Origin of the sequence: Methylobacterium sp. WL1, assembly GCF_008000895.1 — a bacterium.
Classification (GTDB): Bacteria; Pseudomonadota; Alphaproteobacteria; order Rhizobiales; family Beijerinckiaceae; genus Methylobacterium.
The window spans coordinates 3055688-3070656 of the sequence record NZ_CP042823.1 but is presented as its reverse complement, the minus strand read 5'-3'; the positions used below and the strand labels follow the sequence as shown (position 1 = coordinate 3070656).

The 14969-nt window shown below is 70.2% G+C and carries 13 protein-coding genes and 1 tRNA gene; 7 read left to right on the top strand and 7 right to left on the bottom strand.

Annotated features, from left to right (window positions below; genetic code table 11):
- The first annotated feature begins 60 nt into the window (after window positions 1-60).
- Genes FVA80_RS14995 through FVA80_RS31950 form a run of 3 tightly spaced genes read left to right on the top strand, consistent with a single transcriptional unit; the run spans window position 61 to window position 2779 of the window.
- Window positions 61-1584 carry a phytoene desaturase gene (locus tag FVA80_RS14995; RefSeq protein WP_147910614.1) on the top strand — a complete coding sequence of 508 codons (1524 nt, stop codon included), beginning with the start codon at window positions 61-63 and terminating at the stop codon, window positions 1582-1584.
- Window positions 1565-2635, top strand: coding sequence for a phytoene/squalene synthase family protein (locus FVA80_RS14990; protein WP_147910615.1), 1071 nt, complete (start codon window positions 1565-1567; stop codon window positions 2633-2635). Before FVA80_RS14995 ends, FVA80_RS14990 begins: the two co-directional genes overlap by 20 nt.
- 9 nt (window positions 2636-2644) lie before the next feature.
- The gene (locus tag FVA80_RS31950) at window positions 2645-2779 is read left to right on the top strand and encodes a hypothetical protein (RefSeq protein WP_281408717.1); all 135 of its coding nucleotides are present in this window, start codon (window positions 2645-2647) and stop codon (window positions 2777-2779) included.
- Between the two features lie 60 nt (window positions 2780-2839).
- On the opposite strand, the gene hemC is transcribed toward FVA80_RS31950, so the two are convergent.
- On the bottom strand, window positions 2840-3763 hold the full coding sequence (gene hemC / locus FVA80_RS14985) for a hydroxymethylbilane synthase (RefSeq protein WP_147910616.1): 924 nt from the start codon (window positions 3761-3763) through the stop codon (window positions 2840-2842).
- 213 nt (window positions 3764-3976) lie between these two features.
- Here hemC and FVA80_RS14980 point away from each other — a divergent pair, with 213 nt between their 5' ends.
- Window positions 3977-4891, top strand: coding sequence for a metallophosphoesterase (locus tag FVA80_RS14980; protein WP_147910617.1), 915 nt, complete (start codon window positions 3977-3979; stop codon window positions 4889-4891).
- Window positions 4892-4939: 48 nt separating this feature from the next.
- On the top strand, window positions 4940-5401 hold the full coding sequence (locus FVA80_RS14975; protein WP_147910618.1) for an ABC transporter ATPase: 462 nt from the start codon (window positions 4940-4942) through the stop codon (window positions 5399-5401).
- Window positions 5402-5505: 104 nt separating this feature from the next.
- Here FVA80_RS14975 and FVA80_RS14970 read toward each other — a convergent pair whose 3' ends face one another.
- A complete protein-coding gene (locus FVA80_RS14970; RefSeq protein WP_147910619.1) occupies window positions 5506-7038 on the bottom strand; it encodes an acyl-CoA carboxylase subunit beta in 1533 nt (510 codons plus the stop codon).
- Window positions 7039-7207: 169 nt separating this feature from the next.
- Window positions 7208-7282, bottom strand: a tRNA-Val gene (locus FVA80_RS14965).
- Between the two features lie 170 nt (window positions 7283-7452).
- On the opposite strand from FVA80_RS14965, the gene FVA80_RS14960 reads away from it, so the two are divergent.
- Together FVA80_RS14960 and FVA80_RS14955 are read left to right on the top strand one after the other, a co-directional pair.
- Entirely contained in the window at window positions 7453-7794 is a 342-nt protein-coding gene (locus FVA80_RS14960; RefSeq protein WP_246692404.1) for a SelT/SelW/SelH family protein, read from the top strand.
- A 55-nt stretch (window positions 7795-7849) separates the two neighbouring features.
- Window positions 7850-10066: an HWE histidine kinase domain-containing protein gene (locus tag FVA80_RS14955; protein WP_147906664.1), complete on the top strand. Its 2217-nt coding sequence runs from the start codon at window positions 7850-7852 to the stop codon at window positions 10064-10066.
- 29 nt (window positions 10067-10095) lie between these two features.
- Here the strand turns inward: FVA80_RS14955 and FVA80_RS14950 are convergent, their stop codons facing one another.
- From FVA80_RS14950 to FVA80_RS14935, 4 genes are all read right to left on the bottom strand, one after another.
- Complete coding sequence (locus FVA80_RS14950) at window positions 10096-10338, bottom strand: hypothetical protein (protein ID WP_147906665.1); 243 nt, start codon at window positions 10336-10338, stop codon at window positions 10096-10098.
- 436 nt (window positions 10339-10774) lie between these two features.
- On the bottom strand, window positions 10775-11917 hold the full coding sequence (locus FVA80_RS14945; RefSeq protein WP_147906666.1) for an ABC transporter permease: 1143 nt from the start codon (window positions 11915-11917) through the stop codon (window positions 10775-10777).
- A 25-nt stretch (window positions 11918-11942) separates the two neighbouring features.
- Window positions 11943-12959, bottom strand: a complete 1017-nt coding sequence (locus tag FVA80_RS14940) for an ABC transporter permease (protein WP_147906667.1) — start codon at window positions 12957-12959, stop codon at window positions 11943-11945.
- A complete protein-coding gene (locus tag FVA80_RS14935; protein ID WP_147906668.1) occupies window positions 12956-14947 on the bottom strand; it encodes an ABC transporter substrate-binding protein in 1992 nt (663 codons plus the stop codon). The genes FVA80_RS14940 and FVA80_RS14935 overlap by 4 nt, the downstream gene beginning before the upstream one ends.
- Window positions 14948-14969 lie beyond the last annotated feature (22 nt).

Here is a 14969-nt window from a genome sequence, read left to right as displayed (position 1 = left end):
CGGGGCCGGAACGACGTTTCGGCCTTGCGCCCGGGAAATTCCCCGGCATAGTGTCAAGTTATGTTGACACTCGCGGTCGAGCAGTCGGGGCGGCACGAGACGGATCGGCGACCGCACGCGGTCGTCGTCGGCTCAGGCTTCGGCGGTCTCGCCGCGGCCGTCCGGCTCGGCGCGCGGGGCTACCGGGTCACCGTGCTGGAACGCCTGGAGCAGCCGGGCGGCCGCGCCCGGGTCCACCGGCAGGACGGCTTCACCTTCGATGCCGGGCCGACCATCGTCACCGCGCCGCAGCTGTTCGAGGAGCTGTGGCAGCTCGCCGGCCGGCGCCTCTCCGACGATGTCGCCCTGGTGCCGATCGACCCGTTCTACCGGATCCGCTTCGCCGACGGTGAAACCTTCGAATACAGCGGCGATCCCGAGCGAATGCGGGCCGAGGTGGCGCGCTTCGCCCCGGACGACGTCGCCGGCTACGAACGCTTCATGGCGCACAGCCGCTCGGTCTGCCGCATCGGCTTCGAGCAGCTCGGGCACGTCCCGTTCGGCAGCATCGGGTCGATGCTCAAGATCGCCCCGGACCTTCTGCGCCTGTCGGGCCACCGCTCGGTCCACGACGTGGTGGCGCGCTTCGTCCGCGACGAGCGGCTGCGCACCGTGTTCAGCTTCCACCCGCTGCTGATCGGCGGCAATCCGTTCCGGGCCAGCGCGATCTACTGCCTGATCGCCGACCTCGAGCGGCGCTGGGGCGTGCACTTCGCCATGGGCGGCACCGGCAAGCTGGTCGATGGGCTCGTCCGGTTGATTCGCGGCCAGAACGGGCGGGTCCGGCTCGGCGTCGACGTCGCCCGCATCCGCGTGGAGAACGGGACCGCCACCGGGGTCGAGCTTGCGGGCGGCGAGACGATCGCGGCCGACCTCGTGGTCTCGAACGCCGATTCGGCGGTGACGCATGCGCGGCTGCTGCCGAAGCCCCGGCGCTGGAGCCCCGGGCGGCTGCAGCGGGCGCGTTCCTCCATGGGCCTGTTCGTCTGGTATTTCGGCACCAAGCGTCGCTATCCGGACGTCGCCCACCACACGATCCTGCTCGGTCCGCGCTATCGCGGGCTGCTCTCCGACATCTTCGACCGCAAGGTGCTGGCCGACGATGCGAGCCTCTACTTGCACCGGCCCACCGCCACGGATCCGAGCCTCGCGCCGCCCGGCTGCGACGCCTTCTACGTGCTGGCCCCCGTGCCGAACCTGGCCGGCGGCCAGGATTGGCGTGCGTTGGCCGAGCCGTACCGGCGCCGGATCGCCGAGATGCTCGAATCCAGCGTGATGCCGGGCCTTTCGGAGGCCATCGTCACCTCGAAGGTGACGACGCCGATGGAATTCCAGGACGACTTCCAGAGCTATCGGGGATCCGGCTTCGGCCTGGAGCCGGTGCTGACGCAATCCGCGTGGTTCCGCCCGCACAACCGGTCGAGCGACGTGCGCAACCTCTACCTGGTCGGCGCCGGTACCCATCCGGGCGCCGGCCTGCCCGGCGTGCTCTCCTCTGCCCGAATCCTCGATCTTGTGGTCCCGGATGCCCGCGTTTCCGCCTGAATTCGCCGCGGCCGCCGACCGCACAGCCTGTCGGCAGGCGATCCGCGCCGGCTCGAAGAGCTTCTTCGCGGCCGGCCGGCTGCTGCCCGGCGAGGTCCGCGAGGCGGCCAACGGGCTCTACGCCTTCTGCCGGCTGTCGGACGACCTCGTCGACGAGGCCGCCGACCCGTCCGCTCGCCGCGACGCCGTGGTGCGCCTCGGCGACCGGGTCGCACGGGCCTACGCCGGCAACCCCGCCGACGCGCCCGCCGACCGGGCGTTTTCGGAGATCGTCGGCGCCTACGCGATCCCCGAGGCGCTGCCCTACGCGCTGATCGAGGGCTTCGCCTGGGACGCCGAGGGCCGGCGCTACGCCGACATCGCGGCGCTCCATGCCTACGCGGCCCGGGTCGCGGGCTCGGTCGGGGCCATGATGGCGCTGATCATGGGCGCGCGCTCCCCCGACGCGCTCGCCCGCGCCTGCGATCTCGGCGCCGCCATGCAACTCACCAACATCGCCCGCGATGTCGGCGAGGATGCCCGGATGGGCCGGCTCTACCTGCCGCTCGACTGGATGAACGAGGCGGGGCTCGACCCGGACGCCTTCCTGGCCGATCCGCAGCCCAGCCCGGCGCTCGCCGGCATCGTGGCCCGATTGCTCACCGAGGCCGATGGCCTGTACCGGCGAGCCGGGGCCGGCATCGCGGCGCTGCCATCCCCCTGCCGCCCCGCGATCCGCTCCGCTGCCCTGATCTATGCCGAGATCGGCCGGGTCGTGGCGCTGCAAGGCTACGATTCCGTCCGCACCCGGGCCCGGGTCGGGACGCCCCGCAAGCTCGCCCTGATCGCCCGCGCCCTGCGCTCCGGTCCGGCGACACCCAGCCTCGCGGCGCCACCATTGCCGCAGGTGGCGTTCCTGATCGACGCCGTGCTGAATCAGCCCCCGATGCCGGATCGCAGGCACTCCGTGCTGCGGCCCTGGTGGGATGTCGGCGGCCGGGTCGCGCACGTGCTGGAACTGATCGAGCGGATGCGCGAGCGCGAGGCCTTCGGCCGCTCCGCGCCGTCGTGAGGCGTGCCGATGAGCGACGGCCTGTTCGCGGCCTTCGATATCGGGCTGGTCTTCGCGCTCGCCTTCGGGATCGGCCTCTGGCAGCTCATCGCCGTCCGCCGCAGCATCCGCAGGGATCGCGAGCGGGGTGACGAGCCAGAGTAATCCTGCTCCTCTCGCGTGGCTTGTCCCGCGCCCCTGCAGATCCGCGATGTGGCTCCCTGCCTATTGCAGGTGGTGCGTGTAGGTGTCCCCGGCGGCCTCCTTCAGCACGGCGCCGGCCTCGCGGCCGATCCGCTCGGCCTCCGTGGCCGGGCCCTGCCGGGAGACCGACCAGTGCCGGCTGCCGTCGGGCAGGAACAGCAGACCGTCGAGCGTGAGGGTATCGCCTTCGATCTGCGCCAGTGCGGCGATCGGCGTCCGGCATGAGCCGTCGAGTTCGGCGAGCAGCGCCCGCTCGGCCGCGATCACGGTGGTGGTGCGGGCGCAGGCGATCGGCGCCAGCAGGGCGCGAACCGCCGCGTCGTCGGCCCGGCACTCGATCCCGAGGGCGCCCTGCGCCACCGCGGGCAGCATCTCCTCGACCGAGAGGACGCTGCGCGCCATGTCCTGAAGGCCGAGGCGCTGCAGCCCGGCGAGCGCCAGCAGCGTCGCGTCGCATTCGCCGGATTCCAGCTTGCGCATCCGGGTGTTGGCGTTGCCGCGCAGCGGCACGACCTTCAGGTCCGGCCGGTGTATCAGCACCTGCGCGCCCCGCCGCAGCGACGAGGTGCCGACCCGTGCGCCGTGCGGAAGGCCCGCGAGCCCGTCCGCATGCGGTGACAGGAACGCGTCGCGCGGGTCGTCGCGCTCCAGGATGCAGGCGATCACCAGCCCGTCCGGCAGCCAGGTCTCCACGTCCTTCATGGAGTGGACCGCGACATCGACCTCATCGGCGAACAGGGCCTGCTCGAGTTCCTTGGTGAACAACCCCTTGCCGCCGATCTCGGAGAGCGGGCGATCCAGGATCTTGTCGGCCACCGTGGTGACCACCACGAGTTCGGTCTCCAGCCCGGGATTGGCCGCCACGATCTTGTCGCGCACCATCCCGGTCTGTGCGAGCGCCATCGGGCTGCCGCGGGTGCCGATGCGCAGGGGACGGTTCAACATTGGGATCCGGACGTTTCTTGGGGCGTATGCCAGATCTTATAGCCTGCCTGCGGCCGCAGGCCATTGCTCCGGGACAGGTTTTAGACTTGCTGAACCGGCTTCGTGCGAGGGTCCGCCCGGCGCGATACCGCCCCGGTTTCGCCGGACTGGACGCCTAGACGCGCTCCCGGTCCGGCGCGGGTGCCGGACCCTTCCACACCGACGGACATCTCCATGCTGATCGTGCCGAGCCGCCGGCAGTTCCTGACCGGGCTGGGCGCCGGCGCCGGCCTGCTCGCCGGGACGGGCGTCTACGCCTTCGACGTCGAGCCGCTGCACAGGCTGGTGGTGACGACCTACGCACCGGTCCTGCCGCGCTGGGACCCCGCCCTGCACCTGCGCGTGGCGGTGCTGGCGGATTTCCACATCTGCGAGCCGTACATGCCGTTCGATCGGGTGGCGGAGATCATCGATGCCACCAATGCCCTGAAGCCCGACCTCGTGCTGATGCTCGGCGACTACCCGGCCGGCAAGATCGCGTGGCGCAAGCTCCCACTCGCGCAATTCGCCCGGATGGTCGAGGGATTGAAGGCGCCGCTCGGCACCCACGCCATCCTGGGCAACCACGATTGGTGGGACGATCACGCCGTCCAGCGCTCCCGCCGCGGCTCGCCCGCGGTGAAGCATCTGCTGGAGGCCCGCGGCATCCCGGTGATGGAGAACGAGACGCTGCGGCTGGTGAAGGACGGGCGTCCGTTCTGGCTCGCCGGCCTCGCCGACCAGCAGCCGTTCTACAACAGCCAGGACGAGGGACTCGACGACCTGCCCGCCACCCTCGGGACGATCACCGACGACGCGCCGGTGATCCTCATGGCCCACGAGCCCAACATCTTCGCCGCCGTCCCCGACCGGGTCTCGCTGACGCTCTCCGGCCACACCCACGGCGGCCAGGTCCGGCTGTTCGGCCATTCCCCGGCGATCCGGCGGGTCCGGGGCCACGATTACGCCTATGGCCACGTCATCCAGGACGGGCGCCACCTGATCGTGTCCGGCGGCTTCGGCATGAGCCGGATCCCGGTGCGCTTCGGCGTGCCGCCGGAGATCGTTCTTCTCGAACTTGGCGGCGCCGCCGAGCCACCCCGCGCCTGAACGCCGCGCCACGCGTCTTTCGTGTTCGCGCTGCGCTAGCTATCGGCCATGCGCACGCTCCTTCCCGTCCTCGCCCTCACGATCCTCGCAGCCGGCTCCGGCACGGCTCGGGCCCAATCCTGCGACACCCTGATCGACAAGGTGACGGCGGCGACCGCCGCGAAGGTGACGGAGCGGCGCAGCGACTACGCCAGCTTCGCGGACGGCCCCGACATGACCCTGTCGCTCGCCTGCAGCAGCCCGGACCTGTCCTCGGTCGGCGCGCAGTATCGCGGGGCCAGTCCCCCGGAGGTGTATTTCGAGACCTTCGGACGGGCCGGCCACGCCGTGACCGGCATTGATGCCGCGACCATCACCGAGGCGGCGCACAAGGCCCAGGCCGCGTCCGTCCGCCTGCGCCACAGCAACGTCGACCTGGGCGGCGCCCGGATCACCTGCTCGGCCATGGTCTCGCCCGACAAGGGTTCGCTGACGCTGTGCGCGGTGATCGAGCACAGCGACCGGAGCTGAGGCGCGACACGTCTTCCACATCGGCTGGATCAGCCGCATCCGGTAAGGTGTCGGCCTGCACGACGTCAGGTCGGCGACCGGAGCCGCCGACCCGCTTCTCCGCCTCAGAGCGGGATGTTGTCGTGCTTCTTCCAGGGCTGCTCCATCTCCTTGGTGCGGAGCATTCCCAGCGCCCGGGCGATCCGCTTGCGGGTCGAGTGGGGCATGATCACCTCGTCGATGTAGCCGCGCTCTGCCGCCACGAACGGCGACAGGAAGCGGTCCTCGTATTCGCCGGTGCGGGCGGCGATCTTGTCCGGGTCGCCGAGCTCGCTGCGGAAGATGATCTCCACCGCGCCCTTGGCGCCCATCACGGCGATCTGCGCGGTGGGCCAGGCATAGTTCAGGTCGGCGCCGACGTGCTTGGAGGCCATCACGTCGTAGGCGCCGCCGAAGGCCTTGCGGGTGATGATCGTCACCAGCGGCACCGTCGCCTGGGAATAGGCGAACAGCAGCTTGGCGCCGTGCTTGATCAGCCCGCCATATTCCTGCGCGGTGCCCGGCAGGAAGCCCGGCACGTCCACGAAGGTGACGATCGGGATCGCGAAGGCGTCGCAGAAGCGCACGAACCGCGCGGCCTTGCGGGACGCATCCGAATCCAGAACCCCGGCCAGCACCATCGGCTGGTTGGCGACGAACCCGACGGTGCGGCCCTCGATCCGGCCGAACCCGGTCATGATGTTGCGGGCGTAGGCCGCCTGGATCTCGAAGAAGTCGCCCTCGTCGACGACCCGGCGGATCAGCTCGCCCATGTCGTAGGGCTTGTTCGGGTTGTCGGGGATCAGAGTGTCGAGCGACATGTCGAGCCGGTCGACGTCGTCGAAGCTCTCGAGTTCCGGCACGCCCTCGATGTTGTTGGCCGGCAGGAAGTCGAGCAGGCGGCGGATCTGCAGGATCGCCTCGACGTCGTTCTCGAAGGCGCCGTCCGCGATGGAGGACTTGCTGGTGTGGACCTTGGCGCCGCCGAGTTCCTCCGCGGTCACGACCTCGTTGGTGACGGTCTTTACCACGTCGGGGCCGGTCACGAACATGTAGCTCGTGTCGCGGACCATGAAGATGAAGTCGGTCATGGCCGGCGAGTAGACGTCGCCGCCCGCGCACGGGCCCATGATCACCGAGATCTGCGGGATCACGCCCGAGGCCATGACGTTCCGGCGGAACACCTCGCCGTAGCCGCCGAGCGCCGCGACGCCCTCCTGGATGCGGGCGCCGCCGGCGTCGAAGATGCCGATGATCGGGGCGCGCATCTTTAGCGCCATGTCCTGCACCTTCACGATCTTCTGCGCGTGCGCTTCCGACAGGGAGCCGCCGAACACCGTGAAGTCCTTCGAGAACAGGAAGACCGTGCGGCCGTTGATCGTGCCCCAGCCGGTGACCACGCCGTCGCCGGGCACCTTCTGCTTCTCCATGCCGAAATCGGTGGAGCGGTGCTGCACGAACATATCGAACTCCTCGAACGACCCGTGGTCGAGGAGGAGTTCGATCCGCTCGCGCGCCGTGAGCTTGCCGCGGTTGTGCTGGGCCTCGACGCGCTTCTCGCCGCCGCCCAGACGCGCCTGGGCCCGCCGCTCAGCGAGCTTGTCGAGGATGTCCTTCATGGCTGTTCCCGCCCTTACCCTGCTCGTGCCGCCTTGCCCGGTTGAGGCCGGGTCGAAGCTTGTGCGTTCACCGATCCAGCGGCCTTAGCACGGGCGTTTCAGGTGGCAAACCGACGCCCGCGTCCGGCGGGTCGGACCTTCGGGGAGGTGGGCAGCGGGGAGGGAAGAATGGTGGACGGTGCAGGGATCGAACCTGCGACCTTTCCCGTGTGAAGGGAACGCACTACCGCTGTGCTAACCGTCCGTGCCGGTGTGCCGCCCGGGGGCGGAACCACCGCGGTCGTACGTGCCTGAAGCAGGCCGCGACCGGATGCCGGGCCTTCTAGGGCGCGCCGACCCGAAACGTCAAGCGCCGCGCGCGCCGTTCCGGTGGGCGAGGTTGACAAGGACGGCGCCGCAATGCGCTGTGGCCGCATGCACGAGAAGCAAGCGGGCGATCCGTCCGACAGCGACGTGACCAGGGAGGACGGCCTGCGCCCGGCCGGGCCGCGCGTCGCGATCACCTATTGCACGCAGTGCAACTGGCTGCTGCGCTCCGCCTGGATGGCGCAGGAGCTGCTCTCGACATTCCGCGACGATCTCGGCGAGGTCGCCCTCGTGCCCGCCACGGGCGGTGCGTTCCGGATCGAGATCGCCGGGATCCTCCTATGGGAGCGGGTCCGCGACGGCGGGTTTCCGGACGTCAAAGCCCTCAAGCAACGGGTGCGCGACCACCTCGACCCGGGGCGCGATCTCGGCCATATCGACCGGTCATGAAGCGAGGGAACGGCGAGGAGCCCGCGGGGCACCGCGTGCCGGGGACGGGCGCCGCTTGAGCCCGGAACAGGACGCCGAGGGCGCGAACCTCCCGGCGGTCCTTCCCGCGCGCCGGTCGTGGCTGTCGCGCCGGATGCACCGGTTCGGGCGCAACGGGTTCTCCACGCAGGTCTACCTGATCGCACTGGTTGTGGCGCTGATCGGCCCCGGGCTGCTGTTCACCAGCATCCTGCTGATGCGCTACGCCTCGGCCGAGCGGGCGCGGTTCGAGCAGGACGCACGCGAGAACGTGCGCGGCATCGGCCTGTCGCTCGACCGCGACACCGCCGGCCTCGTCTCGGTGCTCCAGACGCTGGCGACCTCGCCGCGGATCCGGCAGGGCGACTTCGAGGCGTTCGACGCGCAGGCGCGCCTGGTGCGCGAGTCGATCGACCTCGACGTTCTGCTGCGGCGCCCGAACGGCCAGGAGGTCGTGAACACCGGCGTGCCGCGGGGCGCGCCGATGCCGATGATGCCGCTCCCGTTCGATCCGGAACTGGCGCAGGGCGCCCAGCGCGCCATGGTCAGCGGCTACGTCCCGGGCCCGACCCCGAACGAGGCCACCTACGCGGTCGGCGTGCCCGTCATGGTCGAGGGCGAGGTCGCCTACCTCCTGAGCTTCACGGTGCCGCTGTCGCGCCTCCAGGGCATTCTGTCCCGCGAGGTCGTACCCGGCTGGACCACCGGTATCTCGGACCGGGCCGGGACGGTCCTGGCCCGGTTGCCGGACCCGGATGCGGTTGTCGGCAAGCCCCGGCTCGCGAGCCTGCGCCAGGTCCAGACCGCGACGCCGGGGGTGTGGGAGGGCCAGGACCGCCAGCATAAGCCCGTTGTGGTGATCGAGGCGCGCTCGCGCCTGACCGGCTGGATGGTCGCCACCAGCATCCCGCAGGCGCTCGTCGACGCCCGGGTGCGCCGGTGGATCTGGGCGTTCGCGGGGTTCGGCCTCCTGGTGCTCGCCACGTCGTCGGTCCTGGCGGTCAACCTCTGGTCCCGGGTGTCGCGACCGCTGCGGCTGCTGGCGGCCTCGGGCCCGGCGCTCTCGCGGGGCGAGGCGATCCCCCGGGTGCCGTCGCCGGTCCACGAGATCCAGCGGCTCGGGGCGGTGCTGTCGGACGCGTCCCTGCGCCTGCGCACTCGCGAGGCGGAGCGCGACCGGGCGCTGGCCGATACCCGCCGCGGCCTCACCGCGCTGAGCGAGAGCGAGGCGCGGTTCCGCCACATGGCCGATTCAGCACCGGCGCTGATCTGGATGACCGACGAATCCGGCGGGGTCAGCTTCGCCAACCTGCATTTCGAGCACATGTTCGGGATCCCGGCGGCCGAGCTCACCAACGAGGGCTGGGAGCGGATCGTCTACGCGGACGACCTCGAGCATTTCCGCGCGGCGTTCGCAGAGGCCTTCGAGGCCCGCGCGCCGTTCCGCACCGAGGTGCGGGTCATCGACCGGGGCGGGGCCGTGCGTTGGCTCCGGTGCGAGGGCGTGCCGCGCCTCGACGACGACCAGAACTTCCTCGGCTACACCGGCTGCAACATCGACATCACCGACGCGAAGTTCGCCGAGGAGCACCTGCTGCTCCTGATCCACGAGCTGAACCACCGGGTGAAGAATACCCTGGCCACCGTCCAGTCCATCGCCGGCCAATCCTTACGCGGTCTGGAAGGCCCGGAGGCCGACGCCGCCCGGGCGGCATTCGAGGCGCGGCTTCTGGCGCTCGCCCGGGTCCACGACGTGCTCACCCGCGAGAGCTGGGAGGGCGCGGAGATGTCGGCCGTCGTGGCGGACGCGATCCGGCCGCTCGAATCCGGGGACGGACACGCGTCGCGCTTCGCCGTGATCGGCCCAGCCCTGCGCCTGCCGCCGCGGCTCGCGCTATCGATCGCCATGGCGCTGCACGAACTCGGCACCAACGCGGTCAAGTACGGCGCCCTCTCGGTCGAGGGGGGCACGGTCGAGATCTCCTGGACGGTGCGGCGCGAAGCGGAGATCCGCCTGTACCTGCGCTGGGCCGAGCGCGGCGGCCCGCCGGTGAAGAAGCCGACGCGCACCGGCTTCGGCTCCCGCCTGATCGAGCGCAGCCTAGCCCGCGAGCTGGCCGGCGAGGTGGCATTGACCTACGAGGAGACCGGCGTGATCTGCACGATCGACGCGCCGGTCCCACCGCCCGGGCTGCTGGAGCGCAAGAGCGCCGCGGCGCCGGCCCGGATCGCGCCGCTGCCGTTGGCGGGGTAGGGCGGTATCGGGATGGACCGGCCGGTCGATCAGTGCCGGTCAAACCGGCGGGCGCTCCGCGCGTCCCGCTGCGCGTTGACGAACACATTCTCCTCGCGCCGAGCGCGGTCCTTGTCCCGCCGGGCCTGCGCGCGGGCAAGCTCAAGCTGCTTCCGCTGGCTCGACTCGATGTCCTTCAGGATGTTGAGCTCGCGCTGCCTGTGGAAGTCCTGGGCCAGGGCTGGAAAAGCCGTTGAAACGACCAGGGCGGCGATACAGGCGACGGTTCGCATGGATGGTCCTTCCGAATATCAATGGTTCACGTCGCACTTCTGGTGATAACGAAGCATTCCTGCCGCGAAGCGACGAAGATTAGAGCATCCGCCGAGATTATGCTCGGCGAATTGGTCTCATCTAAGATTGTTTCGTACTGAGCACATGCTGAGAAATTTTTGGCAAACTTGCTCAACCAGCGACCCGATGGCGGTTCGATCCTCGGTATTGCTTCGCGAGGTCGACCGGTGGGACTCGACCGGTCACGCCATTCTTCCAAACGACAGGTTGGAAGAGTCACCTTCCTGTATGCCTGCGCTTCGTCGGGCCCATCGGCTTATTCCGGATGGCGCAGCGCGAAGACCGGTCCTCGAGAGGTCCCAGATTCCGGTACATTTTCGGCCGAGGGGATCATCCATGCCCCGGAACACCTCGGTCCGCGGCCCCGACCCACCCTCAATGATACGGATCGGCCGCATCCCGCAGCCCGTCGCCCATGAAGTTGAAGGCCAGCACCGTCACCAGCACCGGCAGGACCGGCAGCAGCAGCCAGGGATAGAGCTGCACCGCCGCCAGATTCTGCGCCTCGTTGAGCAGCACGCCCCAGCTCGTCACCGGCGGGCGCAGGCCCAGGCCCAGGAAGGAGAGGGCGGTCTCACCCAGGATCATGGTCGGGATCGACAGGGTCGCCGAGGCGATCAGGTGGCTCATGAAGTTCGGGATCAGGTGGCGGCCGATCACCCGGGCCGGCGAGGCGCCCATCAGCTCCGCGGCCTGGACGAAATCCTCCTCGCGCAGGGCCAGCAGCTTGCCGCGCACCGCCCGGGCGAGGCCCGGCCAGTCGAGCAAGCCGAGGATTACGGTGATGCCGAAGAAGACGAGCAGCGGGCTCCAGTTGGGCGGCAGCGCCGCCGACAGGGCGAGCCAGAGCGGCAGCTCGGGCAGCGAGCGCACCACCTCGATCAGGCGCTGCACCCCGGCATCGACCACCCCGCCGAAATAGCCCGCGATCCCGCCGAACAGCATGCCGAGCGTGAAGGAGATCGCAACGCCCACAAGCCCGATCGTGAGCGAGATCCGCGCCCCGTAGATCATGCGGGAGAACAGGTCGCGCCCGAGCCGGTCGGTGCCGAGCAGGAACAGGGTACCGGCCTCCGGCGGGCAGACGACGTGGATGTCGGTGGCGATCAGCCCGAGCCAGGCATAGCCATCGCCCCGGCAGAGGACGCGCAGGGGCTGCGGCTGGGACGCATCCACCACGTAGTCCCGCCGGAACGTGTCGAGGTCCAGATGCGCCCGGTAGGGATAGACGAACGGCCCGACGTATCGGCCGTCGTGGAACAGGTGCACGCCCTGCGGCGGTGCGTGCAGGAAGTCGCCGTTGCGCCGGGCCTGGCCGTAGGGCGCCAGCATCTCCACGAACGGCACCGTCGCGTAGAGCGCCAGCAGGATCAGCGCCGAGGCCACGGCGATCCGGTGGCGCAGGAACTTCCGGACGATCAGCCGCCAGGCCGAAGCGCCGCCGGCGGGGTTCTCGCCCACCGCCTGTGGCTCGAAAGGCGCCGGATCGACGAAGTGGCCTCGGGCCGTCTCTGGCATCACCGGTTCCGTCACCGCGCGCCCATCACCGCGCGCCCATGCGGATGCGCGGATCGAGCCAGACCAGGATCAGGTCGGAAATCAGCATGCCGACCAGCGTGAGTCCGGCGACGAACATCAGGATGAACCCGGCCATGAACTGGTCCTGGCTGCGGAGCGCGTCGAGGAGGAGCGGCCCGACCGTCGGCAGGCTCAGCACCAGCGAGACCAGCACCGAGCCCGAGACGAGGTGCGGCAGCAGGTTGCCGATATCGGCCACGAACGGGTTGAGCGACATCCGGAACGGATATTTCAGCAGCGCCCGCATCGGCGGCAGGCCCTTGGCCCGGGCGGTAACCGTGTAGGGCTTGGCCAGCTCGTCCAGCAGGTTCGCCCGCATCCGGCGGATCATCGCGGCGGTGCCGCCCAGCCCGATCACCAGGGTCGGCACCACCAGATGCGCCAGCAGCGAGCGGATCTTGGGCCAGTCCCAGGGCTGGTTGGTCAGCGCCGAATCGTAAAGGCCGCCGATCGACAGGCCGAACCAGCGGTTGGCGTAGAACAGCAGGATCAGCGCCAGCAGGAACCCCGGCACGGCGAGCCCGACATAGCCGAGCAGCGTCACCACCGCGTCCCCGACTGTGTGCCGGTGGGTGGCGGAATAGATCGCCGCCGGGATCGCGACCACGTGAACGAAGACCACCGCGGTCAGGTTGATCAGCAGGGTCAGCCACAGAGCGTCGCCGACCACGTCCGCCACCGGCTTGTCGTACTCGAACGACCAGCCCCAATCACCCTGGAGCAGCCCCGAGAACCCGACCGGTCCCGGCATCAGGCCGATCCACATCAGGTATTGCTCCCAGACCGGCCGATCGAGCCCGTATTGGCGGATCAGCAACTCGGCCTTGGCCACGGAGCCCGCTTCGCCGGTGGCGCGCAGCTCCATGATCCGGTTGGTCAGGTAGTCGCCCGGCGGCAGCTTGATGATGAGGAACACCAAGGCGGAGATGACGAGCAGCGTCACCGCCATGGTGACGATGCGGCGGAGGATCTGGATGATCACCGGACCTCCGCGCGCGTGTCGGCGCCCTTGTCCCAGAACACCTCGTCGAGGCGCTGCACGCCGATCAGGGCCGTGGGATCCCAGGCGTACAGGGCGCGCCCGGGCAGGTTGGCGAGGCGGTCGGCCGCGACCACGGGCTGGAGCGCGCCCGCCACCGTGCCGATCACCCAGGTGTTCTGCGCGTGGTTCATCAGCATCTCGCGCCAAATCGCGGCCTGCCGCTCGGCGTCGTCCGTGTGGCGCCATTCCCGGTCGAGGTCGAGCAGGTGCTGGACCTCGGGGACGTCGCAGGCCTCGCCGGACTTGCCCCGGCTCTCGACGTTGGCGCTCCAGAGCGGCCAGGCATAGTGCTCGGGCTGGGCCGGGCTCAGCTCGGTCGGCGGCATGATCGCGGTCGGCACCGCGAGGTCGAGGCCTTGAGCTGCGACCATCACGGTCATGCCGCCGATCGAGCGGCGGTGCAGGTTGGTCCGCTCCTGCGGCTTGGTCACGAGGCGGATGCCGACCTCGCGCCAGAACTCGGTGATGAGCAGGAGCGCGTCCAGCACCATCTCGGCCTCGCCGTCGCTGTCGACCACGACCTCCATGGCGCGCCCGTCCGGCATCAGGCGGATACCGGAGCCGTCGCGGCCGGTGAGCCCGATCGCGTCGAGCAGGCGTGCGGCCCCGGCCGGGTCGTAGCCGGCGTGGAGCGTGCGCAGCTCCGGCGTGTAGAGCGGGCTGTCGGCCACGATCGTGTCGTTGCCCTCGGTGCCCAGCCCGAACAGCAGCGTGTTGTTGAGCGTCCGCCGGTCGATGGCGAGCGACAGGGCCTGCCGGTAGCGCACGTCCCGGTTCAGCGCCCGCCAGCCGGGATCCCGGGTGGTGAGGTTCGGGTAGAGCGCGATCTCGGAGCCGCGGGCCACCGGCCACAGGTTGGTGCGGTAGCCGTGGGCCTTCTCACCCTCCTTGAGGCTCGGGATATCCGGCATCGACAGGCCGCGGAACATCAGGTCGGCCTCGCCGGCATTGGTCTTGGCGACCAGCAGTCCCTGCGAGGCGACGTCCATCACGATCGCGTCGACGTACGGAAGCTGGGTCCCCGCGGTGTCGACCCGGTGGTAGCTGCGGTTGCGCTCGAACCGGAAGCGCGTGGCCGGCGAGCGGGTCCGCGGCACCCAGCCCTGGAGGGTCGGGCAATCCGGGTTGTTCAGCTCGTAATTGTCGTCGAGGCGGTTGTGCAGGGCCGCCCAGCCGCGCAGCTTCAGCGCCTTGGCCTTCGCGTCGGCCGCCTCCTTGCCGAGGTAGCGGGCGTGGACGGTCTTGAGGTAGTGCGCCGGCCGGTAGATCAGCGGATCGCGCGGCGCCGCGAGCGCCGGCAGGAACATCGGGTTCGGCCGGTCCCAGCTGAAGCGGATCGTCACCGAGTCGAGGAATTCGACCTTCGGGAGCTTGCCGTCCACGAGGAAGAACACCGGCGGCCCCTCGGGGCTCAGGGCCTTCTCGTTGGCGACGTCCTCCCAGTAGTAGCGGAAATCCTCACTGGTGAACGGATGCCCGTCCGACCAGCGGTGGCCCTGGCGCAGCGTGAAGGTGAACACCCCGCCCTCCACGTCGATCCGCTCCAGCAGGTCGGGCCGCAGCTGCAGGGCGGCATCGTAGCCGACGAGCCGCGTGTAGCCGTAGACCGAGAGGTAGCGGACGTCCCGGGCCTTCGCGATCAGCGTCCGGATCGTCCCGCCGGCGGTGCCGGTGCGGCGGCCCCGGGCGGCGAGGTCGATCACGAAGGGTTTTTCGGGCGGGGCTGGGGCGTCGGCTGGCGGGCTTTCGGCGAATGCCTTGCCCGGGCGGTAGAGCAGGGCCGCGGCACCGAGACCGGCGATCAGCGCGCGGCGGGAGACGCCGGTTCCCCCCGCAAAGCCGCGATCGGTTTCGCGTGCCGGTTGGAGAAGGCCGCGACCGCCCTCCTCTCCCGTGCCGGAGAAGGGGCCCGCGCTCCGTTCGGACACGCCAGAGTTCAGTCGGCCAGGG